The organism is Anaerococcus groningensis, assembly GCF_046365465.1.
Classification (GTDB): Bacteria; Bacillota; Clostridia; order Tissierellales; family Peptoniphilaceae; genus Anaerococcus; species Anaerococcus groningensis.
In genome coordinates, this window is sequence record NZ_JBGMEG010000014.1 from 62,452 (window position 1) to 84,552 (window position 22,101).

Sequence of the window (22,101 nt, forward strand, 5' to 3'; positions counted from 1 at the left end):
TAATACTAGATTATACCATTATAAATAAATATGATAAATAAAAAGATAAAAAATAGTATAGTAATAGCAGAGGTTAGGTGATAATATTTTAAGTAAAAAAGAAATAAAAGAGGTTTTAGAAATTCTAGCTAGCATGTATGAAGATCCCAATAAAGACTTATTACATTTTGAAACACCCTTTGAGGCCTTAATAGCAACTATGCTTTCAGCTCAAAGCACAGATGTAAGGGTAAATCAAGTAACCAGCAAGCTTTTTAAAGTAGCAAACACAGCTAAAGACTTTGCTAATATGGATATAGGCGAGCTAGAAGATTGGATAAAATCTATAGGAATATATAAAAACAAAGCAAAAAATATAAAAGCAACTAGTAAAATTTTACTAGAAGACTATAATGGGAAAGTTCCAAATGTAAAAGCTGAGCTTATAAAACTCCCTGGTGTAGGCAATAAAACTGCCAATGTAGTTTTGGCAAATGCCTTTGATATGCCAGCTTTTGCAGTTGATACCCATGTATTTCGCGTATCAAATAGGCTAGGACTTGCCAATGCTAAAAATGTAAGTCAAACTGAAAAACAACTTACAAAAAATGTCCCAGAAGATGAGTGGAATATTACCCATAAAAGACTCATAACCCATGGAAGAGCCTTATGCAAGGCCCGTGGGCCTCTTTGTGATGAGTGTGATTTGAATAAGTTATGTTTATATTATAGGAGAGATGATGATTAAACTTTTTGCAATAGATATGGATGGGACTCTTTTAAACAGTGAAAGTAAAATAAACCCAGCAACCATTAAAGCAATAAATGATTTAAACAAGGCAGGTATAAAAACAGTTTTAACAAGTGGAAGGGTGATGTCTTCTATAAGATTTGCTAATAAAACACTTGGAGTAGATAATCCTATGATTGCTAATAATGGTGCCTTGATTAAACTTGATAGCAAAAAAACTTTATCAGAGCATCCTTTAGAGGAAGATCATATCAAAGAATTAATAAAATTTTGTGATGAGCACAAATTTATTTACCATTTTTATGATGAGGATACCTTTTATTCAAATAGATTAGATGAGGATAGGTTAAAGCATTTAAAAATTTCTAGTGACTATGGACTAAACTACCAATGCAACATTTCTATTACAGAAGATCCCTATAAGGATTTAAAAGAAAAGGGGAAACCTGCCTATAAAATCCTCATAGGTTGTTTAAATAGCCATCCATATGGAGAAGAAAAAGCGGTAGATATTATAAAAAAAGCTTTTTTAGATAAACTTTATGTAACATCTTCAGGCCCAGGGGCTATAGAAATAATGGAGCCTAATGTAAACAAGTGGGAAGGTATAAAAATTTTATCAGACCATCTTGGTATAAAAAATAATGAAATTGCAGCCATTGGTGATTCTTATAATGACCTGCCTATGGTAGAAAATGCTCATCTAGGCTTTGCTATGGGCAATGGCAATGAAGATATAAAAAAAGTAGCAACTTATGTAGTAGCTGATAATAACTTAGATGGCATAAAGGAAGCTTCAGATATTATTTTAAAATATAATAAGGATAATCCAAGTGTTTAATATAGTATTAATAGCCCCAGAATATCCAGGAAATGTAGGTAATATTGGTAGGACGTGTGTATTAACAGAATCTCATCTACATTTAGTAAGGCCTTTTAAATTTGATTTTTCCGATAAGGCCTTAAAAAAATCTGGCATAGATTACTGGGATAAGGTAAAGTTAACTATCCATGATAGTATGGATGAGTTTTTAGAATATATAGCGGATAAGAACTTTTATCTGGTAGAGACAGGTACAGATACTAAGTACTCTGACGTTGACTTTAAAGATGGAGATTTTCTGATATTTGGTAGGGAAAAAGAGGGAATAAACCCTGATATTTTAGAACAATTTAAGGAAAAAATAATTACTATTCCCATGACTAAAAAAATTGATAGGTCGCTTAACCTAGCCAATTCAGTAAATATAGTTTTATATGAAGCCTTAAGGCAAAATGATTTTAAATTTTAGGAGAGAATAAATGTACGATATTATTATTTTAGGAGCAGGTCCAGCAGGACTTACCGCAGGACTTTATGCAGGAAGATCAAAACTTAAAACACTTATTATAGAAAAAAATATCCCAGGTGGACAAATAGCTACAACAGCCTTTGTAGACAACTATCCAGGATCTATGGAAGATGCAACAGGTATGGGTTTATCAGATAGGATGTATGAGCAAGCCAAAGAATACTGTGAATTTTTAACCACAAATGTAACTAGTGTTGAGCTAGAAGGTGAAGTTAAAAAAGTTCATACTGATGATGGTAAAACAATCGAAGCAAAGGTAATAATTATATCAACTGGTGCTGCGCACAGAAAACTTGAAGTACCAGGTGAAAGTGAATTTGCAAATATGGGCGTATCCTACTGTGCAACCTGTGATGGACCATTTTATAACGGTCTAGATATCTATGTTGTAGGTGGTGGAGATAGTGCTGTAGAAGAAGCAATTTATCTTACAAAATTTGGTAGATCTGTAACTATTATTCACAGACGTGATGAATTTAGAGCAAGCCAAATAGTTGTAGATAAGGCTAAGGCCAATGAAAAGATAAAATTCGAACTAGACTCCGTTGTAAATGAAATAAAAGGAGATAAAGAAACTACCTCTCTTATAGTAGAAAATGTAAAAACTGGTGAAATAAAAGAGCTAAAAAGTGATGACAATAGTCCAATTGGGGTATTTATATTTGTAGGATATATCCCACAAACAGATATATTCAAAGATAAGATTGACATGAATTATGGGTATATAGTTACTGATGACGATATGAAAACAAATATCGAAGGAGTTTTTGCCGTAGGCGACAACCGTGAAAAATCTGTTAGACAAATGGTAACAGCAGCAGGAGATGGCTGTATAGCTGCTGTTGTAGCAAACAGATACCTTGAAGGACAAGTATGGTAAACTATTGACAATATCCTATAATTTAGTAAAATATTATTGTAAAACTTTTAGAAAGAATTAAGGAGGTAATAATGACAACTAGAGTAGCAATTAATGGATTTGGTAGAATCGGTCGTCTTACACTTAGAAGAATTTCTGAAGTTGAAGATGATATCCAAGTAGTAGCAATTAATGACCTTATTGATAAAGATGGTCTTGCTTATGCTTTCAAATATGATACAGCACAAGGAAGATTTACTGGAGATTTTGAGCAAACAGAAGATGGCTTTAAAGTAAATGGCCAAGAAATCAAAATCTTTGCAGAAAGAAATCCAGAAGACCTACCATGGGGAGACCTTGATGTAGATGTTGTACTAGAATGTACAGGATTCTTTACAGAAAAAGAAAAAGCAGAAGCTCACTTAAAAGCAGGAGCTAAAAAAGTTTTAATTTCAGCACCAGGTAAAGGTGATATGAAAACTATCGTTTATGGTGTAAACCATGAAATACTTGATGGTTCTGAAACAGTAGTATCAGCAGCAAGCTGTACAACAAACTGCTTAGCACCAATGGTAAACGTACTTAATAAAGAATTTGGATTTGTAACAGGACAAATGTCTACAATCCACGCATATACAGCAACACAAGCTATCCAAGATACGCCAGCTTCTAAAAAAGACCTTAGAGGTGGACGTGCAGCTGCTCAAAATACAATTCCAGCTTCAACAGGAGCTGCAAAAGCAGTTGGTAAAGTACTTCCAGAAGTAGAAGGTAAAATTGATGGTACAGCTTTAAGAGTACCAGTTATTACAGGTTCTATTACAGAACTTTACTCAGTACTTGAGAAAAAAGTAACTGAAGAAGAAGTAAATGAAGCAATGAAAAAATACTCATCTGATGCATTTGCTTACGAAACAGAAGATATTGTTTCAAGTGACATCATTGGTTACCCTGCAGGATCAGTATTTGATTCACAACTTACAAAAGTTGTAGAAAATGGAGACAGCCAATTAGTTAAAACAGTTGCTTGGTACGATAACGAAGCAGGATACGTATCTAACTTAGTTAGAACATTAGACTATTTAGCTAAACTTTAAGAGATAGAAAAGGGCAGGGATATTTATCTCTTGCCCTTTTTATTATTGGAGTGGATTATGAATAAACGGACATTAAAAGACTTAGATGTTAAAGGAAAAAAAGTTTTAGTTAGAGTTGACTTTAACGTTCCTTTATCAAAAGAAGATAATAGTAAAATTGCAGATGACTCAAGAATAAAGGCAGCCCTACCTACCATAGATTATTTACTAGAAAATGGAGCAAAAGTTATTCTTATAAGCCATTTAGGTAGACCAAAAGGTGAATCAAACCCAGAATTTTCTTTAAAACCAGTTGCTAACTGGTTAGCTGATAAATATGGCGATAAATTCGAATTTTTACCAGCTGATGAGGTGGTAAATGATGAAATTAAAGAAAAAGTTAGTGAGCTTAATGAAGGTGAGTTAGCACTATTAGAAAATACTAGATATGTAGCAGGTGAAACTAAAAATGATGAAGAATTTGCAAAAGAACTCGCATCTCTTGCTGACTTATATATAAATGATGCCTTTGGTACAAGCCACAGAGCTCATGCATCAAATGTAGGTGTTGCAAGTATTTTACCTTCCGCAGTTGGATTTTTAATTGAAAAAGAGATAGATGTAATGGGTAAGGCTTTAGAAAATCCAGAACATCCTTTTGTATCAATTTTAGGTGGAGCAAAAGTATCTGATAAAATCGGCGTAATTGAAAACTTAATTACAAAAGTAGATACAATTCTTATCGGTGGAGGAATGGCTTATACATTCTTAAAAGCTCAAGGTAAAGAAATAGGTAAATCTTTACTTGAAGAAGATAAAATGGACCTCGCATTAGAATTACTTGATAGAGCAAAAGAAAATGGAGTTGAAATATTACTACCAGAAGATGTAGTAATAGCTGATGATATTGCTCCAGGTGTTGAGACTGAAATAGTAGATATTGATAGTATACCAGTTGATAAAGAAGCCCTAGATATTGGACCAAAGACAGCAGAAAAATATGCTGAAAAAATCAAAGCTGCAAAAACAGTTGTTTGGAATGGGCCAATGGGAGTATTTGAAATTAAAGAATTTTCAAACGGAACTAATAAAGTAGCCAATGCACTAGCAGAAGCTGATGCAACAACAATTGTTGGTGGTGGTGACTCAGCACTTGCAATAGAAATGGCAGATTTAAAAGATAAAATAACTCACGTATCAACCGGTGGTGGTGCAAGCCTAGAATTTTTAGAAGGCAAAGACTTACCAGGTATATCTGCAATAGAAGATAAATAAGGAGAAAAAATGCGTAAACCAGTAATAGTTGGAAACTGGAAAATGAATATGACAGTAAGCGAAGCAAAAAATTTACTTACTGAATTAAAAGAAAAAAACTTAGATTCTGAAGTAGAGGCAGGAGTTTGTACACCAGCTATAGACCTTACAGTAGCATCAAATCTTTTAGAAGGCACTGATATTGGATTTGGTGGACAAAATATGTATTTTGAAGAATCAGGAGCATTTACTGGAGAAATCTCTCCAACTATGCTTAAAGATATTGGAGCAAAATACGTTATATTGGGTCACTCTGAACGTCGTGACATCTTTGGGGAAGATGATGAATTAATAAATAAAAAAGTTTTATCAGCCCTCGACCATGATTTAGTTCCTATCCTTTGCTGTGGTGAATCTTTAGAAGAAAGAGAAGCTAATAAGCAAGAAGAAAAAGTAAAATCTCAATTAGAAGCTGACCTAAAAGATGTAAGTGAAGATGATATTAAAAAAGTAATCATAGCTTACGAACCAATTTGGGCAATAGGTACAGGTAAAACAGCATCAGCTGATGATGCAGAATCTATGTGTGCATTTATTAGAAACTTAGTTGCTGAATTATATTCTAAAGAAGCAGCAGATGCAGTTCGTATCCAATACGGTGGATCAGTAAAACCAGCCAATGTAAAAGAACTAATGGCTAAAGAAAATATAGATGGTGCCTTAGTAGGTGGAGCAAGTCTAAAAGCAGATGACTTTGCTGCTTTAGTAAATCATAGAAACTAATAAAAGGTATAAATATGGCAGAAAATAGATTTGTTAGCTTATCAAAAGAATTTAATAAAGACAATGGACTAGATATCCATGTACTAATGGATAGAAATACTGGTGTAAACTATATTTAGCTAACAATGAATATGGATGCCAACTTATACCATTATTAGGATCTGATGGCAAAGTTTATTCCAAAGACCCTAAAAGAGCTATTAACAATTTAGAAAGAAATAGATAAAAAGGAGAATTAATAATGAGCTTAATTACAAGTGTATACGCAAGACAAATTCTTGACTCAAGAGGAAATCCAACAGTAGAAGTAGAAGTTGAAACAGAACTAGGTGGCTACGGTCGTGCATCAGTTCCATCTGGTGCATCAACAGGAGAATGGGAAGCAGTAGAACTACGTGATGGAGATAATGACTACTACCTAGGTAAATCAGTACTTAAAGCAGTTGAAAATGTAAATGAGAAAATTGCTGATGAATTAGTCTTAGTTTATGATGTTACAGACCAAGTTGGTATTGATAAAAGAATGATTGAGCTAGATGGTACAGAAAATAAAGGAAATCTAGGTGCAAATGCTATCCTTGGTGTATCACTAGCAGTGGCAAAAGCAGCAGCAGATGAATTAGGCTTACCATTATATGCTTACATTGGTGGACCAAATGCTAAGCTTCTACCAACACCAATGATGAATATCCTAAATGGTGGGGAGCATGCTGATAACTCAGTAGATATCCAAGAATTTATGATTTTCCCACTAGGTGCAGATAGCTTTGCTCACGCCCTACAAATTGGTACAGAAGTATTCCACAATTTAAAAAGTGTACTAAAAGAAAAAGGCTACAATACAGCAGTAGGTGATGAAGGTGGCTTTGCTCCAAACCTAAAATCAAACGAAGAAGCCTTAGAAATCATTGTAGAAGCTATCAAAAAAGCTGGATATGAACCAGGTAAAGATGTATTTATAGCTATGGACTGCGCAAGTTCAGAATTCTACAACAAAGAAGATGGAAAATACCACCTAGAAGGGGAAGGTACAGTTTACTCAGAAGAAGAAATGGTAGACTGGCTTGAAAGTCTTGTAGAAAAATATCCTATCATTTCAATCGAAGATGGTCTTGATGAAAATGACTGGGAAGGTTGGGCAAAATTAACAGAAAGACTTGGTGGAAAAGTACAATTAGTAGGTGATGACCTATTTGTTACAAATACTAAAAAACTTGAAAAAGGTATCAAAGAAAATGTTGCAAACTCCATACTTGTAAAAGTTAACCAAATCGGTTCTCTAACAGAAACATTAAATGCTATTGAAATGGCAAAACAAGCAGGATACACAGCAGTAGTTTCTCATAGATCTGGTGAAACAGAAGATGTTACAATAGCAGACCTTGTAGTAGCAGTAAATGCTGGACAAATAAAAACAGGTGCACCATCAAGAACAGATAGAGTTGCAAAATACAATCAACTACTAAGAATCGAAGATGAACTTTGGGAAAATGCTGAATTTAAAGGACTAAAAGCATTTTATAACCTAAAAGATAGATTTAACGACTAATAAAGTACAAAAAAAGAGGAAAATAACTCCTCTTTTTTTAATTAGATGTTATTTGGGTATCATATTACTAGCTTAATCTATAAACAAAATTGCCAAAAGATGCTGACTGTGGTATCATATAGAATGATGAAAACGGAGGTGTCTTGATGGAAAATTTCTTTGCAGTTATATTAATGCTTGCATCACTAATTATTGTAGTTGGTGTAACTATGCAAGATCCAAAAACTGACGGACTAGGAACACTAACTGGCCAAGAAACAAACGTATTTGGTAGAAGTGCTCATAGAACTAAAAATGAAATGTTAGATAAAGTTGTAATTGCTGGAGGAGTCTTACTTTTCTTAGGAAGTATCATAATGCTAGCAGTTATGTAAGGGGCTACAGATAGACTTTAAGCTATCTAGCCTCTTTTTTTATAGAAAAGGATAAGATATGAATCTAAAAGAACTAATTTTAAATATAGTTAATGACGAAAACTATGAAGTAATGACAATTAAAGAACTTGAAAATTACTTACAAGTTGATAAATACACTAGAAATGCAGTTAATGATGCTTTAATAGAGCTTGAAAAAGAAAATAAGCTACGTATCTCTCACAAAAAAAGAATCATGCCACTAAGCGAAGCAGAAAAATCTCTAGTTGGAGAAATCTCTCTTGCCCAAGCAGGTTATGGATTTTTTATTTCTGATAATAAGGACTTTAAAGATGTCTTTATAGCAAAAGATAATTTAAACAAAGCCTTTGATGGTGACAAGGTAAAAATAGAAATTATAAAACCAGCTGAAAAAGGCAAAAATGCTGAGGGAAAAGTTATTGAAATCATAGAACGTGGCAACACCAAAGTAGTAGGTACCTTCCAAGAGTCAAAAGGCTTTGGTTTTGTAGTTCCTGATAATAAATCCATTGGCCAAGATATCTATATAGATAAGAAACTTGCTAAAAAAGCTAAAAATAAAGATAAGGTAGTTGCAGAGATAATAAACTTTCCTAAAAAAGGCAAGCCTGAGGGAAGAATAATTGATATAATTGGTCATAAAAATGATAAGAATGTAGACATATACTCTCTAGCTGCCCAACACGGCATCCCTTACTTATTCTCTAAAGAAACAAAAAAAGAAGTCTTATATATAAATAAAGAAGTAAAAGAAGATGAATTAGAAGGACGCACTGACTTTAGAGATTTATTTACAGTTACAATTGATGGTAGAGATTCAAAAGACTTTGATGATGCTATATCAATTGATAAAAATGGGGACAATTACGATTTGTATGTTCATATAGCAGATGTTTCTCATTATGTAAAAAGAGGAACAGCTATAGACCACGATGCTTATGATAGGGGAAATTCCACTTATTTATATAATGTAGTTATTCCCATGCTACCAAAAGAATTATCAAATGGCATTTGCTCGCTAAATCCAAATGTAGATAGGCTTGCGATATCCTTAAAAATGACTATAGATAAAAGAGGAAAAGTAATTGCCAATGACTTTTATAAGTCAGTTATCAATTCTGATTACAGACTAGTTTATGATGATGTAAATAAATTTATAGATGATAAGGACGAGGCAGCCTATGAAGATGAAATATTAAAAGAAAAACTAAATTTATTTAATGACCTTCATAAGATTTTAAGGGCAAAAAGAGAAGACAGGGGAGCTATCGACTTTGATTTTAAAGAAAGTCAAATAGATGTAACAGATGAAGGTAAAGTCTTAAATATTTCTATTCATGAGCGTGGATCAGGAAATAAAATGATAGAAGAATTTATGCTGGCAGCTAATGAAACAGTAGCAACCTTATTTGGCTACATGGACTTTCCTTTTATGTATAGGATCCACGAGAAACCTTCAAAGGAAAAACTTGATGGATTTAAGCAAGCTTTAAATGCTATGGGATATAATATCCGTGGCAATGAACTGCATCCAAAAGATTTTCAAAGAATCCTTGAAGAAGTTGAGGGTGAAAGTGAAGCAAATGTAGTTAATTTATTAATGCTTCGCACCATGCAAAAGGCAAAATATAGTAAAAAGCGTGATATCCACTTTGGACTTTCTACAGAGTTTTACACCCATTTTACAAGTCCCATCCGTAGGTATCCAGACCTAATTGTCCATAGACTTTTAAAATCTTATATAGAAAATAGGCTAAATAAATTAAATCAAACAATCCTAGAAAATAGCCTAGAAAAATCAAGTGAACATTTATCAATGACAGAAAGAAGATCAGAAGATACAGAGCGTGATGTAGAGGACCTTATGAAATGTAAGTACATGCGTAGGTTTATAGGAGATGAATTTACCGGTACAATTTCATCTGTAACTGATTTTGGAATGTTTATTGAATTAGATAATACAGTTGAGGGATTATTTATGTATAAATTCTCGCAAGCTAGATTTGAGTACCAAGAAGAAAGCCTTAAAGCAGTAAATACTGATAACCACAAAATTTATGCAATAGGTGATGAAGTGAGAATTAGAGTATTAAATGTTGATATTTACCAAAGAAATATCGACTTTGATTTATTGGAGGAAAATGAAACAGTTAGCCAACAACAAGAAAGCCTTTCATGATTACTTCATAGAAAAAAAATATGAAGCAGGCATTGAACTAAAAGGCAGTGAAGTAAAAAGTATCAAACAAGGAAAAGTAAGTATAAAAGAAAGTTTTATAGGAGATAGACATGGGGAAATGTTTATATATGGTATGCATGTTACCCCATTTAAAGAGGCCTATGACCAAAGTATAGATCCAACTAGGACCCGCAAATTATTATTACACAAAAAAGAAATAGATACCCTAATAGGTAAAAAAACTCAAGATGGATATACTATAATTCCAATAAGTGTTTATGAAAAAAATGGCCTAGTAAAAATCCAATTAGCCCTAGCCAAGGGTAAAAAACAATACGATAAACGTGAAACAATAAAAAGAAGAGAGGCTGATCGTAGAATCGATAGGGCCCTTAAAAATTATTAAGCAGTCGGCCATAATCATGGTCGATTTTTATTTTAATTTAAAATAAAATAAAAAAATGGTATAATAGTCCAGTAACTTAAAGGAGGATAATATGAGAAAAGTATTACCAATAATTTTATCAGGTGCCTTACTTACAGGTTTTGGAGTTAATTCTCAAAAGACTGAGCAAGACTTAAACCCACAAATTATAGATGTAGAAGCTATAAATAAAGTAGAAGAAAATAGAAATCAAAACAAGCTAGAGAACTTTGATTTAACATCCTTAGATAAAAGCGATATCAATGCTATAGCCCAAACTGGTGTAGCTTATGTGAAAACAAATGAATATAATGACCTAAGTCAAGAAGAAAAATCCTATATGTATAATGCTTGCCTAGAAGCCATGGATAAACTTGGATATGATACTAGCAATTTTACATATGATGATATGAATAATCTTTATAATGCTTGTAGAGACTATATGCTAGAAAATAATGTAGACCCAGAAACATTTGGTCTAAAAGATCAGGCAAAACTTTATAATATGTGCCGCAACTACTTAAAGAACAACAATACTGACAAAAAAGTAGGCTGCATGTCTAGAAGATAAATTTACAATTTTAAACCAGAGAATTGACCTGAACCCCAAAATCCGAAATACGGATGGAGGGGTTTTTTATTTATATAATTTTCTAACTTTAGTTATAATAATATGTATGGTTTACAAGGGAGGGTAAAAATGAAAATTAAAAATAAAAGAGTTTCTAATATAGTAGCTATATTTATTATATTAGCAATTGCTATAATAAATAATACAAATTTATTTACAAAGCCAGACCCTAACTATGAAGTAGGAATAGTAGTAAGGGTGGTAGACGGAGATACCGCTGTAATAAAAATTAATAATGAAAATCAAAAAGTGAGATTTGTAGGCATGGATACCCCAGAGTATAACCCCAAAAGAGATATATCAGAGCCATGGGGTAAGGAGGCCACCGAATTTACTAAAAATCTTTTAGAAAATCAAATAGTTTACCTAGAAAAAGATACTTCAGATACAGATAAATATGGTAGGTGGTTAAGATACATTTGGTTAAACCCACCAGAAAATCCAAACCATCCAAGCTATGAAGAAATAAAAAACCAAATGGTAAATGGCATTTTGGTTAGAAATGGATACGCTAGGGCCAAAGAATATAAGCCTGATGTAAAATATACCGGCATAATGCGTGATATAGAGCAAGAGGCCAAGATAGAGAAGATAGGTTTATGGAGTTAAGGTTTATCCCGCACATGCGGGGACAAATTTATCCTACAGCTAGTAAATATTTTTTAGTATTAATTTCCCCAGTATAACTGGGGATTTTTTTCGGGAAAAATTCCTCATTTTTTCTATATATAAGTAAAGGAGGAGTTAATGATTGTAAATAAAGTTAAGAAAAATAAAAATTTTACCATAGTTGATAATGGTTACTTAAATGATCCTAATCTTTCTTTTAAGGCCAAGGGGATATTAACTTACTTGTTATCTTTGCCGGGAGATTGGGTTATTTATTTTGAAGAAGTAATAACACATTCAAAAGATGGCATAAAATCTTTTAGGTCAGGTGTGGATGAACTTATAAATGAAGGATATATTTACCGTTATCCTATAAGAGAAAATGGAGTTATTATTCGTTGGGAAACTGAGATTTATGAAGTGAAAAAACCTCTTAGCCAAAATGTAAATGTAGAAGAAGTAAATATAATAAAAGAAAAAGAAGAAAATAACCAGCTATTAAATACTAACAATACACATACTTATGCTAGTAATAACTTAAATAATTATAATAGCTTTGCTAAAATCACTGAGGCTTGGAATAATTTATCAACCCTAGTAGTTCCTATAGATAGTATATATAGTGATGTTAAAAGAACAATAAATTTAACAAAGCTAATCGAAAAATACGAGCTTGATGATGTGCTTGCGACAATTAATAAAATTGAAAGTTCAAAATATGCTCAAAGATTTGTTATAAACTTTGATTGGTTTTTAGATGAAAAAAATTATCTTAGGGTAAAAGGTCAATGACTTAGCCTTATAACTAGGTATAATTATTATAAAACCAAAGCTTAGAAAGGTTAAATATGGCATATATAAAGTTAAATAATTTATCAAAAAAATATAAGTCTGGTAGATCTACCATAGTTGCCAATGATAATATAAGTTTTGACCTAGATAAGGGCAAACTTTTAGTTATAGTTGGTGCATCTGGTGCTGGAAAGACTACTCTTTTAAATATACTAGGAGGCATGGAGCAAGCAAGTAGTGGTGAAATTTTAATAGATGGCAAAGACCTTACAAAACTTACTGACAATGAACTTACAACTTACAGAAGAAATGATGTTGGCTTTGTCTTTCAACACTATAACCTAATTCCAAACTTAACTGCCCTTGAAAATGTGGAGCTAGCTTCTGAAATATCTGACAATCCCCTTGATGCAGGAGAAGTTTTAACAAATGTTGGCCTTACAAATAGGGCGGAAAATTTTCCTTCCCAGTTATCTGGTGGAGAGCAGCAAAGAGTTGCCATAGCTAGGGCCCTTGCAAAAAATCCTAAAATCTTACTATGTGATGAGCCTACAGGAGCCCTTGATTATGAAACAGGGAAAAATATCTTAAAACTTTTACAAGATGCATCAAGAAATCTAGGCGCAACAGTAATAATCATAACCCACAATTCTCTTATAAAACCTATGGCAGATGAGGTTATAGAGCTGCGTGATGGTAGGGTTATAGAAAATTATGAAAATACAAATCCAACCCCTGTAGAAGATATTGAATGGTGATTTTGTGAACAAAACTTATATAAAAAATATTTTAAAAGACATAAAAAATACTAAAGGCAAGGTAGTATCCATTGCAACAATGGTGGGGCTAGCAGCCCTTGTAGTAGTAGCCCTTACCATGACAGGGCCAACCATGAGAAAAACTTTAAATAAGTCAATGAATACTTATGGCCACCCAGATATAATTGTAAGGTCAACTTATGGCCTTGATTATGAAGATGAAGCTATTCTTAAAAGAGATAAGGATATAGATAAAATAAATTTTATAAAAACAGCAGATCTCCTAGATAAAGAAACCCTTATAAGAGTAAAGGCCTATAACAAAGATATCCCAAAATCTGTAATAGTAAAAGGCCATGCACCACAAGCAAAAAATGAGATTATCCTAGATAGAATTTTAGCTGATAATTATAAAATCGGGGATAAAATTAGCTTTTCTTATGTAGATAATCCTAAATTTGATGAAGAAGTTATGGAAAATCTAGACTATAAAGTAGTGGGTTTTTTTAAAACTTCTGATTATTTTATGGAGGATATGAGGGAACTATCCTTTACTGCAAAAAAAGAATTAAATGGCTACGCCTATGTCCTTGATGAAAACTTTGCTACGGATAAGTTTGGAGAAGCAAATATTTCCTATAAAGACACTAAAAGCCTTGATAAAACGAGCTTCGATTATAAAAGCCTTGTAGCAGAAAAAAAGGATAATATAGAAGAAAAAATAGCAAATAGACCCGAAGAAGTCCTTAAAAAAATAAAGGCTGATGCTAATGATGGCCTTGATCAAGCCCAAGCAGAAATAGATGATGCCAAAGAAGAGCTCAAAGACGCTAGTAAAGAATTAAAAAAAGCAAGAGCAAATCTTGACCAAGGCTACAAGGACTATGAAGAAGGTAAAAAAACTTATAATGATGAAATTACCAAGGCTCAAAATGATTTATCAAGTGCAAAAAATAAACTCATAACAGGCCAAGAAGAAATCGATAGGGGCTGGAGCGAGTATCAAGCTAATTTAAATGCTTATAATAATAAAATTAAGCAAGGGCAAAAGGATCTAAATGCAAAAGAAAATGAACTGGCTAGGGGAGATGAAGAATTAGATAAGGCCCAAGCTGATTTAAATGCAGGCTATAAAAAACTTGAAGAAGAGTTTAAATCCCCTAGGGCAGACTTAGCTGCTAGCAAAATAAAGCTAGATCAGGCAAAAAATGAGTTAGAAGAAAAAGAAAAACAAATTTCCTTATTAGAAGAAAAAGCAGATGAAATAACAAATCAAGAATTAGCATCTATGAAAGCAGAGCTTGCAGCAGGATGGGCAGAATATGAAAGTGGCCTAGCAGAATACAATAAAAATAAGCAGACCTTAGATGATAGATTTAATAAAGAAAAAGCAAAACTTGATCAAGGTCAAAGTGAAATCAATAATAAAAAATCAGAACTTGACCAAGCTTGGGCAAGCCTTAAGCAGGGAAAAAATGAATTTAAGGCTCAAAAAAATAATGGTTGGCAAAAATTAGAGGCTAGCGAAAATGAACTAAAGCAAAACCAAGCAAAAATAGATGCTGGCCGGGCAGACTATAATAGAGGGTTAGCTGAATTAGAAAAGCAAAGAATATCTGGCAAAAAAGATTTAGAAGATGCCTATAAAAAACTTTTAGATGGCGAGGAAGAATACCAAGAAAACCTAGATAAATTTAACAAGGAAAAACCAGATGCCCTCGATGAAATAAGTGAGGGTGAGGATGAGATAAAAGAAAATAAAGAGGCCTTACTCAAACTAGTTGATCCAGAATACGAAGTAGAAACTATCTTTGATAATGAGGGGATAAATACCTACTACCAAAATAGTTTAAATATGGATGAATTAACCAAGGTCTTTCCTACATTTTTCTATCTTGTAGCTATGCTTGTTACCCTTACCACTATGAAAAGGTATATAGAAGAGCAAAGAACTATAAATGGTACATTAAAATCTCTTGGTTATACCAATAGGCAAATTAGCCAAAGATTTTATCTATATGGGATTATTCCTACCCTTGTTGGCTCCATTATAGGTGCTTTGCTAGGTAGATTTGTGGTAAGCGGTATTATCATAAAGGCCTATTCTTCTGGTTTTGGCAACCTAGGAATAAATTATGTGAATGCCCTACCTTATATTTTATTTGCAGTTGCCCTTTCTGTAGGGCTTATTGCCCTTACTGTATATTTCTCATCCAAAGAAACTGTAAGAGAAACTCCATCATCCCTTTTAAGACCAAAGGCCCCACAAGTAGGTAAAAAAACTTTTTTAGAACGCATAAAACCAATATGGAAAAATCTTTCCTTTATGCAAAAAATTACAGCTAGAAACTTATTTAGGTATAAGTCTAGGATGTTTATGACTTTATTTGGAGTGGGTGGATGCACAGCCCTAACATTTTTTGGCTTTGCTATGATAGATTCTATAAAAGATACTGTTACTTGGCAGCAAAATGACATCAACCACTATGATGTAATTGCTATGGTGGATGAAAATGCCACAGATGATGAGATAGAAAGTTATAAGGAAAAAATAAAAAAATATGACTTCCTAGACATCAGCTATGATGATGCACAAATATCTAATAATGGCAAGACTCGTGATGTTAAACTTGTGATACCAAAATCAAGTGCAGATATAAAAAGTTTTGTAAGCCTTAAAGACCTTAAAAGAAATCCAATAAACCTAGCAAAAGAAGATGCGGTAATCACAGAAAAGGCGGCAGATGTCCTAGGCATAGGAGTTGGTGATAAGATTAACTTTACCTATGAAAATAAGGACTATAGTTTGCCAGTTACAAATATTGCTGAAAACTATACTGGAGATTATATCTATATTTCAAAAGATAGCTTTAAAAAGTTAACCACTAGTAATCCACGTTATAATGCTAATTACCTAAAAGGGAATGCTAGCCAAATGATAGAAAATATTGAAAATGAAAAGGCAGTAGTAGCGATTATTAATGCATCCGTTATCTATGCCTCTATGGATGTTCTTTTAGCCAACCTAAATCTTGTAATAGGGATTATAACAATTATTTCAGTTTTACTTGCTCTAGTAGTTTTATATAATCTTATAAATATAAACGTAAGTGAGAGAAAAAGGGAGCTTGCCACCATAAAGGTATTAGGGTTTTATCCTAAAGAAGTTACCTCATATATATTTAGGGAAATATTTATCCTAACAATCCTTGGAATATTTGTAGGTTTTGGTTTAGGATATGCTATGTTTAGGTATATAATATATGTAGTGGCCCCTAAAGATATCCTACTATCCTATAGAGTCCACTTAAATGCATTTTTATATAGTGGAATAATAACCACAGCTATATCCATAGTTCTTTTATTTATAGTCCATAGAAATCTTAAAAAGATAGACATGGCTGAGGCTATGAGTAGCGGTGAATAATTAAATCTTAAGGAGTTTTTTTAATGAAAATATACTTAGTAAGACACGGTTTTACCCAATCAAACAGGGCAAGAACTGAAGCAATCGAAGATCTAAAATTAAATAAAAGTGGTTTTAATGTTTTAGTTAATACTAGAAGAACTCTAGAAAAATACAATATTGATAAGGTTTACTCATCTGAATTAAAGGATGCAACCCAAACTGCAGACATGCTTGGATACCATGATTATATTACTGATGCTAGGTTAAATGAGCTAGACTTTGGTGATTATAGTGGCCAGTTACTAGAAGAAATCCAAGACCACTATGATGGTGTTTTAGACAATGAAGAAGATGTCTTTAATTTAAAATATCCTGGTAACGAAAGTCGTAATGACCTTATTAAAAGATTGAGCGAATTTTTAGACGAGTTAGTAGAAAAGGATGAAAATGCCCTTTGCATAAGCCACGGTCTAGCTATAAAAGCAGCCTTATTCTGGATTTTAAAAGATAAGGCAGACTGGGATAGTTTCTGGATAGAAAATGGATCAGTAACAATCTTTGAAGTCCATGATAAACAGAAACTTATTAAGGGTGTAAACATTATTTAAGTTAACTTTAAAGCAAGGCCTTGGGGTCTTGTTTTTTTGTGTGTCTATATAAGATATAATATAAGTAAAGGAGAGGATAATGAGAATAATTTTAGTTAGACACGGATTAAGTGATGCAAATATTTCAAGATTTTATTCCTTGGAAGATACTAAGTTACACGAAAGTGGCTTTAGTGTTTTAAATAATACTAAAAGAAATTTAGAAAAATATGACATAGATGAAGTTTACGTATCAGAACTAAAAAGAAGCCAAGAGACCGCCCAAAGGCTTGGATATACGGATTTTAAAGTAGATAGTCGTATAAATGAGCTAGACTTTGGAGACTTTAAGGGCAAGTTTTTTGATGATATTAGAACTAACGAATTAGATTTCTTTAATAAGAAAGAAAAAGACTTTTTTAATATAAAATATCCTGGTGGAGAATCTATAAATGATGTCATCAAAAGAACTAGTGATTTTTTTGAAGAAAAGTCCAAAGAAGATAAAAATATCCTTTGTGTAAGCCATGCCATAGCTATAAAATCATCATTATTTTGGCTACTAGATGATAAGAAAAATTGGCAAAAATTTTGGTTGGATAATGGCTCTATTACTGTCTTTAGAATAGAAGATAATAAAAAAATAATAGAAAGTGTCAATTTATTATGAAATTTATCCACCTAGCAGATGCCCACCTAGCAGATAAGTCTAGCTTTGATAATGATCTAGGATCTATAATTAGAAAAAAGTCCTGGGAATCTTTTGAAAATATTTTTAAGGAAAATAAAGATGTAGACTTTGCCTTAGTTGCGGGAGACTTATTTGAAAGGCTATATTTTTCATCAAAAGATTTTGATAGGTTATTTAAGATATTTGAAAACTTTGGCAAGGATATTTATTATGTTACAGGTAACCACGATTATTTTGACTCATATAACACTATCTTTTTAAATAGTAAGCCAAATAATCTTCATATCTTCACAGAAGAAAACTTATCCTTATTTGAAAAAGAAAATCTTAGAGTATATGGCTTATCTTATAAGGACCGCATTTACAAAAATGATTTTACCTATGATTTAGAATTAGATAAGGATTTTTTTAATATATTATTAGCCCATGGAGATATTAGCCCTAGTCCTACAAATTATCTAGACCTAGATCCAACTAGATTAAATAAAATTGGTTTTGATTATGTAGCTTTAGGACATATTCATAAGGCAGCAAATATCTATAGTATTTACTATCCAGGCAGCATCGAGCCCCATGATTTTTCTGATATTTACGATTATGGATACATTCGCTACGATGATGGTCAAATAAGCCAAGTAGACTCATCCTTGATGAAATTTATAGATCTAGATCTCTATCCAAAGGAATATGATAGCAAGGAAGATATTTTAAAATATGTTAATGATTCTTTAAGCAATAAAATAAATTTCTTAAGGATTAATATAAAAGAAGAATCAGACATAGATATGAGAAATTTAAAGAAAAAAATAAATGCTGATTACTTAGAAATAAAAGAAGACTACCAAGAAAATAAGAGTCGTGCAGTAAGCCTTTATCCAAACTCTTTATTAAGTAAATTTAGTAAAAATTTTGAAGGGAAGGATGATGAGATAAGTAGGCTAGCTTATGAGCTGGGTCTAGAGGCTATATTAAGGAGTAAAAAATGAGTGTAATAATTAAAAAACTTCATCTGATATCCTTTGGCCACTTTGAAAATACAACTATAGACCTAGATAGCGGTTTTAACTTAATTTATGGTAAAAATGAGTCCGGTAAGTCTACTATTGCTAGTTTTATAGAGGGAATCCTTTATGGTTTTGATGATGGTAGCCGTGTCCGCCATTTTAATAAAAAACAAGAAATTTATAGACCCCTTAATTCTTATAAGTACGCAGGTCTAGCAGTCTTTAATAAAGATGGCATAGATTATAGGATAAGTCGTAACTTTGATAGTGGTGAATATGAAATATATGATTTATTCCATAATGAAGTTGTTGAAGCAAAGACAAGTAATTTAAACTATCCGGGAGAATTTCTACTAGGCTTATCCTATGATATATATAAAAATATTATTTCAAACTACCAAAGCCAAGAATCAAGCGAAAAGGCCAAGGCCAAGGTAGTAGAGCTTTTAATAAATAGAGATGATTATAACTTCTCAGCAAGTGATGCTATAAATTTCTTAGACAATAAGCTAGCAGAGATTGGATCTGACCGTGCCTATACCAGGCCCTATGCAAAGACAAAAACTGAAATAGATGAATTATCAAGGGAAATCCTAGACTTAAAAAGCCTTAGAAACGAAACTAACAAAGACTTTGCAAAACTTTATAAAAACCGTGATGATATAGCCAATAAATCTAATAAACTAAAAGATTTAAAAAATGCTCGTGATAGCTACAGGGAAAATGTAGCCTATAAAAATCTTGAAGATGAGATTAAGTATAAAAATGAGCTAAATTTTGTAGAAAATGAACTAAAAAAATACGATGATTTAAAAGATAAGAAAAATCTTGTTGTAGAGGCAGAAAAAGAATATTTATCTAATAAGAACCTATCCAGACATTATGTATTTTATATACTTGGCTCACTTTTACTTATAGTATTGTGGAGATATTTTAAGCAAAATTATCTTTTAGTTTTAGCTATCATATTGCCACTTATGATGATAGCTATAGACAAAAAGAATAAAGAAGTGTCAGAGTCAACAGATAAAAAGTATAATGATCAGAGATATATCGAATATTTAAGGTTAGTTAAGGAAAAAGAAAAGATAGAAGATGTCTTAAGAGTTCTAGCCAATCAAGATAAGACAAAGGATAGGACAAATATTGAGGCCATCCAAAAGATGGATATAAAAGAGACTGAAGATAAGATAAGAAAACTAGAAAGTGATTTAGAAATACTAACTAAAACAAATATTGACCTTGAAAGAAAACTAGCCTCTGCTGAACAGATGCTTAACACGGAAGTAGACCTAGTAGATAGGTTAAATATCCTAGAGCAGAATCTAAAAACCATGGAAAAGCAAATAGCAGCTATAAATTTAGCCAAAGACACCATAGCAGAAGTATCCAAAAGCTCAACAGCCGATAGAAATACCTTTAATAATGAAATATCAGATTTAATATCGACGATTACCAAGGATAAGTATAAGAAAATCACTTATGATAATGAGCTAAATCCTAGTATAACAACTTCAAGTGGTGAAACTATTAGTGTCGACAAGCTTTCAACTGGTTTTTATGACCAGCTAAACTTTGCCCTTAAATTTTTGATAAATGAAAATAAACTAGATAATTTTATTATCTTCGATGATGCCTTTATAAATTACGACCTAGATAGGCTAAGACTAGCCCTATTTTTCCTACTTGACCTAGCAAGTGATAGGCAAATTATTTACCTATCCTGCCACAATAGGGAAGAAGAAGTTTTAAAAAGTGAGGCCATCGATTTTAATATGATTGATTTGGAGGAAATATGATATATGCCCTAGCTGACTTACATCTTGATTATACAAATGAAAAAAGCATGGAAGTCTTCGGTCAAAATTGGGAAAATTACCAAGAACGTATTTTTCATAATTGGAATGATGTGGTAGGCCCTGATGATACTGTCTTAATCCCAGGAGATATATCCTGGGCTATGGACCTTACCCATGCCTATGTAGATCTTAAAAAAATAGACCAGCTAAACGGAGAAAAAATTTTAATGAAGGGTAACCACGATTATTGGTGGACTTCATTAAATAAGATAAAAAATCTAGATCTTTCTACTATGCACTATTTACAGAACAATTCCTTTAGCATAGAAGGCTATGATATATGCGGGACTCGTGGCTGGATACCTAGAGATAATAAAGATTTTACCGACCATGATGAAAAAGTATTTACTAGAGAACTTATGAGACTAGAAAATTCCATAAGAGCAAGTGGGGATAATAAAAAAATAGTTATGCTCCATTACCCACCTATAAACCAAGATAAGACTCTAAATGAATTTTATGATATATGTAAGGATAACAATGTAGATTATTTAATCTATGGCCATCTACATGGGATAGGTCATAGCATAATCAAAGAAGGTAATGTAGGCGGCATAGATATAAAATGCGTAGCAGGTGATTATATTAATTTTACACCAGTAAGGATTGTATGATGCAAAGAGAGATAGAAGTAAAAGTTTTAAATATAGATCCAAAAGAAATTGAAGAAAAATTAGTTGACCTTGGTGCGGATAAAATAAGCCATGAATTTCAAAAAAACTATACCTTTGTGCCAGAAGAAGGAGTCTTTGAAAATGGATATTTAAGAATCCGTGAAACAAAGTTTGAAGACAATGGTGAAAAAACACTAGAGCTTACCTTTAAAAGAGTAGAAAGTGATGATCAGTTTCGTGTCAATAACGAATATACTGTAAATATAGATTCTGTATCTATGATGATAAAAATTTTAGAAGAGCTTAATATTAAGATTGAGTATGAAGGAGAGAAAGAACGTATATCCTACTCCTATAAGAATCAAAGATTTGATATAGATATTTGGGATAAAAATACCTATCCACATCCTTATATGGAAATAGAATTTAGCAATAAGGATAAGATGGATGAAATAATTGATGACCTAAGTCTTGATAAAGCTAATATTACTACAGCTTCTATAACAGAACTTAGAGAAAAATTAAATAAGTAAACTTGACTAAAGC

At 32.3% G+C, this 22,101-nt stretch carries 22 protein-coding genes; all 22 read left to right on the forward strand.

Annotated elements, in window-relative coordinates; translation table 11 throughout:
• Window positions 1–85 precede the first annotated feature (85 nt).
• The 22 genes from nth to AB9Q04_RS07320 all read left to right on the forward strand — a co-directional run bounded on the left by nth (window position 86) and on the right by AB9Q04_RS07320 (window position 22,088).
• Window positions 86–727, forward strand: coding sequence for an endonuclease III (nth, locus tag AB9Q04_RS07215; protein ID WP_410024816.1), 642 nt, complete (start codon window positions 86–88; stop codon window positions 725–727).
• Window positions 720–1,571 (forward strand): Cof-type HAD-IIB family hydrolase, encoded by an 852-nt coding sequence (locus tag AB9Q04_RS07220; protein WP_410024672.1) that lies wholly within the window; start codon window positions 720–722, stop codon window positions 1,569–1,571. Before nth ends, AB9Q04_RS07220 begins: the two co-directional genes overlap by 8 nt.
• Window positions 1,564–2,022, forward strand: coding sequence for a tRNA (cytidine(34)-2'-O)-methyltransferase (locus tag AB9Q04_RS07225; RefSeq protein WP_410024673.1), 459 nt, complete (start codon window positions 1,564–1,566; stop codon window positions 2,020–2,022). The genes AB9Q04_RS07220 and AB9Q04_RS07225 overlap by 8 nt, the downstream gene beginning before the upstream one ends.
• Before the next feature lie 10 nt (window positions 2,023–2,032).
• Window positions 2,033–2,962, forward strand: coding sequence for a thioredoxin-disulfide reductase (gene trxB / locus AB9Q04_RS07230; protein WP_394011429.1), 930 nt, complete (start codon window positions 2,033–2,035; stop codon window positions 2,960–2,962).
• 71 nt (window positions 2,963–3,033) lie between these two features.
• The gene (gene gap / locus AB9Q04_RS07235; RefSeq protein WP_410024674.1) at window positions 3,034–4,038 is read left to right on the forward strand and encodes a type I glyceraldehyde-3-phosphate dehydrogenase; all 1,005 of its coding nucleotides are present in this window, start codon (window positions 3,034–3,036) and stop codon (window positions 4,036–4,038) included.
• 57 nt (window positions 4,039–4,095) lie between these two features.
• Window positions 4,096–5,292, forward strand: coding sequence for a phosphoglycerate kinase (locus AB9Q04_RS07240; protein ID WP_410024675.1), 1,197 nt, complete (start codon window positions 4,096–4,098; stop codon window positions 5,290–5,292).
• Between the two features lie 9 nt (window positions 5,293–5,301).
• Window positions 5,302–6,054, forward strand: coding sequence for a triose-phosphate isomerase (gene tpiA, locus AB9Q04_RS07245; protein ID WP_410024676.1), 753 nt, complete (start codon window positions 5,302–5,304; stop codon window positions 6,052–6,054).
• Window positions 6,055–6,295: 241 nt separating this feature from the next.
• Window positions 6,296–7,603, forward strand: coding sequence for a phosphopyruvate hydratase (eno, locus tag AB9Q04_RS07250; protein WP_410024677.1), 1,308 nt, complete (start codon window positions 6,296–6,298; stop codon window positions 7,601–7,603).
• A gap of 146 nt (window positions 7,604–7,749) precedes the next feature.
• Entirely contained in the window at window positions 7,750–7,977 is a 228-nt protein-coding gene (gene secG / locus AB9Q04_RS07255; RefSeq protein WP_410024678.1) for a preprotein translocase subunit SecG, read from the forward strand.
• Between the two features lie 58 nt (window positions 7,978–8,035).
• Window positions 8,036–10,177, forward strand: a complete 2,142-nt coding sequence (gene rnr / locus AB9Q04_RS07260; RefSeq protein ID WP_410024679.1) for a ribonuclease R — start codon at window positions 8,036–8,038, stop codon at window positions 10,175–10,177.
• Entirely contained in the window at window positions 10,140–10,583 is a 444-nt protein-coding gene (gene smpB / locus AB9Q04_RS07265) for an SsrA-binding protein SmpB (RefSeq protein WP_410024680.1), read from the forward strand. The genes rnr and smpB overlap by 38 nt, the downstream gene beginning before the upstream one ends.
• Before the next feature lie 91 nt (window positions 10,584–10,674).
• A complete protein-coding gene (locus AB9Q04_RS07270) occupies window positions 10,675–11,172 on the forward strand; it encodes a hypothetical protein (RefSeq protein ID WP_410024681.1) in 498 nt (165 codons plus the stop codon).
• Window positions 11,173–11,301: 129 nt separating this feature from the next.
• Window positions 11,302–11,841 (forward strand): thermonuclease family protein, encoded by a 540-nt coding sequence (locus tag AB9Q04_RS07275; protein WP_410024682.1) that lies wholly within the window; start codon window positions 11,302–11,304, stop codon window positions 11,839–11,841.
• A gap of 138 nt (window positions 11,842–11,979) precedes the next feature.
• Window positions 11,980–12,633: a hypothetical protein gene (locus tag AB9Q04_RS07280; RefSeq protein ID WP_410024683.1), complete on the forward strand. Its 654-nt coding sequence runs from the start codon at window positions 11,980–11,982 to the stop codon at window positions 12,631–12,633.
• 56 nt (window positions 12,634–12,689) lie between these two features.
• Window positions 12,690–13,391, forward strand: a complete 702-nt coding sequence (locus AB9Q04_RS07285) for an ABC transporter ATP-binding protein (RefSeq protein WP_410024685.1) — start codon at window positions 12,690–12,692, stop codon at window positions 13,389–13,391.
• A gap of 4 nt (window positions 13,392–13,395) precedes the next feature.
• The gene (locus AB9Q04_RS07290; RefSeq protein WP_410024686.1) at window positions 13,396–16,818 is read left to right on the forward strand and encodes an FtsX-like permease family protein; all 3,423 of its coding nucleotides are present in this window, start codon (window positions 13,396–13,398) and stop codon (window positions 16,816–16,818) included.
• 23 nt (window positions 16,819–16,841) lie between these two features.
• A complete protein-coding gene (locus AB9Q04_RS07295; RefSeq protein WP_410024687.1) occupies window positions 16,842–17,408 on the forward strand; it encodes a histidine phosphatase family protein in 567 nt (188 codons plus the stop codon).
• A gap of 79 nt (window positions 17,409–17,487) precedes the next feature.
• On the forward strand, window positions 17,488–18,057 hold the full coding sequence (locus AB9Q04_RS07300; protein WP_410024688.1) for a histidine phosphatase family protein: 570 nt from the start codon (window positions 17,488–17,490) through the stop codon (window positions 18,055–18,057).
• The gene (locus AB9Q04_RS07305) at window positions 18,054–19,064 is read left to right on the forward strand and encodes a metallophosphoesterase family protein (RefSeq protein WP_410024689.1); all 1,011 of its coding nucleotides are present in this window, start codon (window positions 18,054–18,056) and stop codon (window positions 19,062–19,064) included. The genes AB9Q04_RS07300 and AB9Q04_RS07305 overlap by 4 nt, the downstream gene beginning before the upstream one ends.
• On the forward strand, window positions 19,061–20,881 hold the full coding sequence (locus AB9Q04_RS07310; RefSeq protein WP_410024690.1) for an ATP-binding protein: 1,821 nt from the start codon (window positions 19,061–19,063) through the stop codon (window positions 20,879–20,881). Before AB9Q04_RS07305 ends, AB9Q04_RS07310 begins: the two co-directional genes overlap by 4 nt.
• A complete protein-coding gene (locus AB9Q04_RS07315) occupies window positions 20,878–21,555 on the forward strand; it encodes a metallophosphoesterase (RefSeq protein ID WP_410024691.1) in 678 nt (225 codons plus the stop codon). The genes AB9Q04_RS07310 and AB9Q04_RS07315 overlap by 4 nt, the downstream gene beginning before the upstream one ends.
• Complete coding sequence (locus tag AB9Q04_RS07320; protein ID WP_410024692.1) at window positions 21,555–22,088, forward strand: class IV adenylate cyclase; 534 nt, start codon at window positions 21,555–21,557, stop codon at window positions 22,086–22,088. The genes AB9Q04_RS07315 and AB9Q04_RS07320 overlap by 1 nt, the downstream gene beginning before the upstream one ends.
• Window positions 22,089–22,101 lie beyond the last annotated feature (13 nt).

Excerpts from the sequence above, each read along its gene's own strand:
- AB9Q04_RS07220 (WP_410024672.1), top strand. The coding sequence starts at position 720 with ATGATTAAACTTTTTGCAATAGATATGGATGGGACTCTTTTAAACAGT.
- trxB (WP_394011429.1), top strand. The coding sequence starts at position 2,033 with ATGTACGATATTATTATTTTAGGAGCAGGTCCAGCAGGACTTACCGCA.
- gap (WP_410024674.1), top strand. The coding sequence starts at position 3,034 with ATGACAACTAGAGTAGCAATTAATGGATTTGGTAGAATCGGTCGTCTT.
- AB9Q04_RS07240 (WP_410024675.1), top strand. The coding sequence starts at position 4,096 with ATGAATAAACGGACATTAAAAGACTTAGATGTTAAAGGAAAAAAAGTT.
- tpiA (WP_410024676.1), top strand. The coding sequence starts at position 5,302 with ATGCGTAAACCAGTAATAGTTGGAAACTGGAAAATGAATATGACAGTA.
- eno (WP_410024677.1), top strand. The coding sequence starts at position 6,296 with ATGAGCTTAATTACAAGTGTATACGCAAGACAAATTCTTGACTCAAGA.
- secG (WP_410024678.1), top strand. The coding sequence starts at position 7,750 with ATGGAAAATTTCTTTGCAGTTATATTAATGCTTGCATCACTAATTATT.
- rnr (WP_410024679.1), top strand. The coding sequence starts at position 8,036 with ATGAATCTAAAAGAACTAATTTTAAATATAGTTAATGACGAAAACTAT.
- smpB (WP_410024680.1), top strand. The coding sequence starts at position 10,140 with ATGAAACAGTTAGCCAACAACAAGAAAGCCTTTCATGATTACTTCATA.
- AB9Q04_RS07270 (WP_410024681.1), top strand. The coding sequence starts at position 10,675 with ATGAGAAAAGTATTACCAATAATTTTATCAGGTGCCTTACTTACAGGT.
- AB9Q04_RS07275 (WP_410024682.1), top strand. The coding sequence starts at position 11,302 with ATGAAAATTAAAAATAAAAGAGTTTCTAATATAGTAGCTATATTTATT.
- AB9Q04_RS07280 (WP_410024683.1), top strand. The coding sequence starts at position 11,980 with ATGATTGTAAATAAAGTTAAGAAAAATAAAAATTTTACCATAGTTGAT.
- AB9Q04_RS07285 (WP_410024685.1), top strand. The coding sequence starts at position 12,690 with ATGGCATATATAAAGTTAAATAATTTATCAAAAAAATATAAGTCTGGT.
- AB9Q04_RS07295 (WP_410024687.1), top strand. The coding sequence starts at position 16,842 with ATGAAAATATACTTAGTAAGACACGGTTTTACCCAATCAAACAGGGCA.
- AB9Q04_RS07300 (WP_410024688.1), top strand. The coding sequence starts at position 17,488 with ATGAGAATAATTTTAGTTAGACACGGATTAAGTGATGCAAATATTTCA.
- AB9Q04_RS07305 (WP_410024689.1), top strand. The coding sequence starts at position 18,054 with ATGAAATTTATCCACCTAGCAGATGCCCACCTAGCAGATAAGTCTAGC.
- AB9Q04_RS07310 (WP_410024690.1), top strand. The coding sequence starts at position 19,061 with ATGAGTGTAATAATTAAAAAACTTCATCTGATATCCTTTGGCCACTTT.
- AB9Q04_RS07315 (WP_410024691.1), top strand. The coding sequence starts at position 20,878 with ATGATATATGCCCTAGCTGACTTACATCTTGATTATACAAATGAAAAA.
- AB9Q04_RS07320 (WP_410024692.1), top strand. The coding sequence starts at position 21,555 with ATGCAAAGAGAGATAGAAGTAAAAGTTTTAAATATAGATCCAAAAGAA.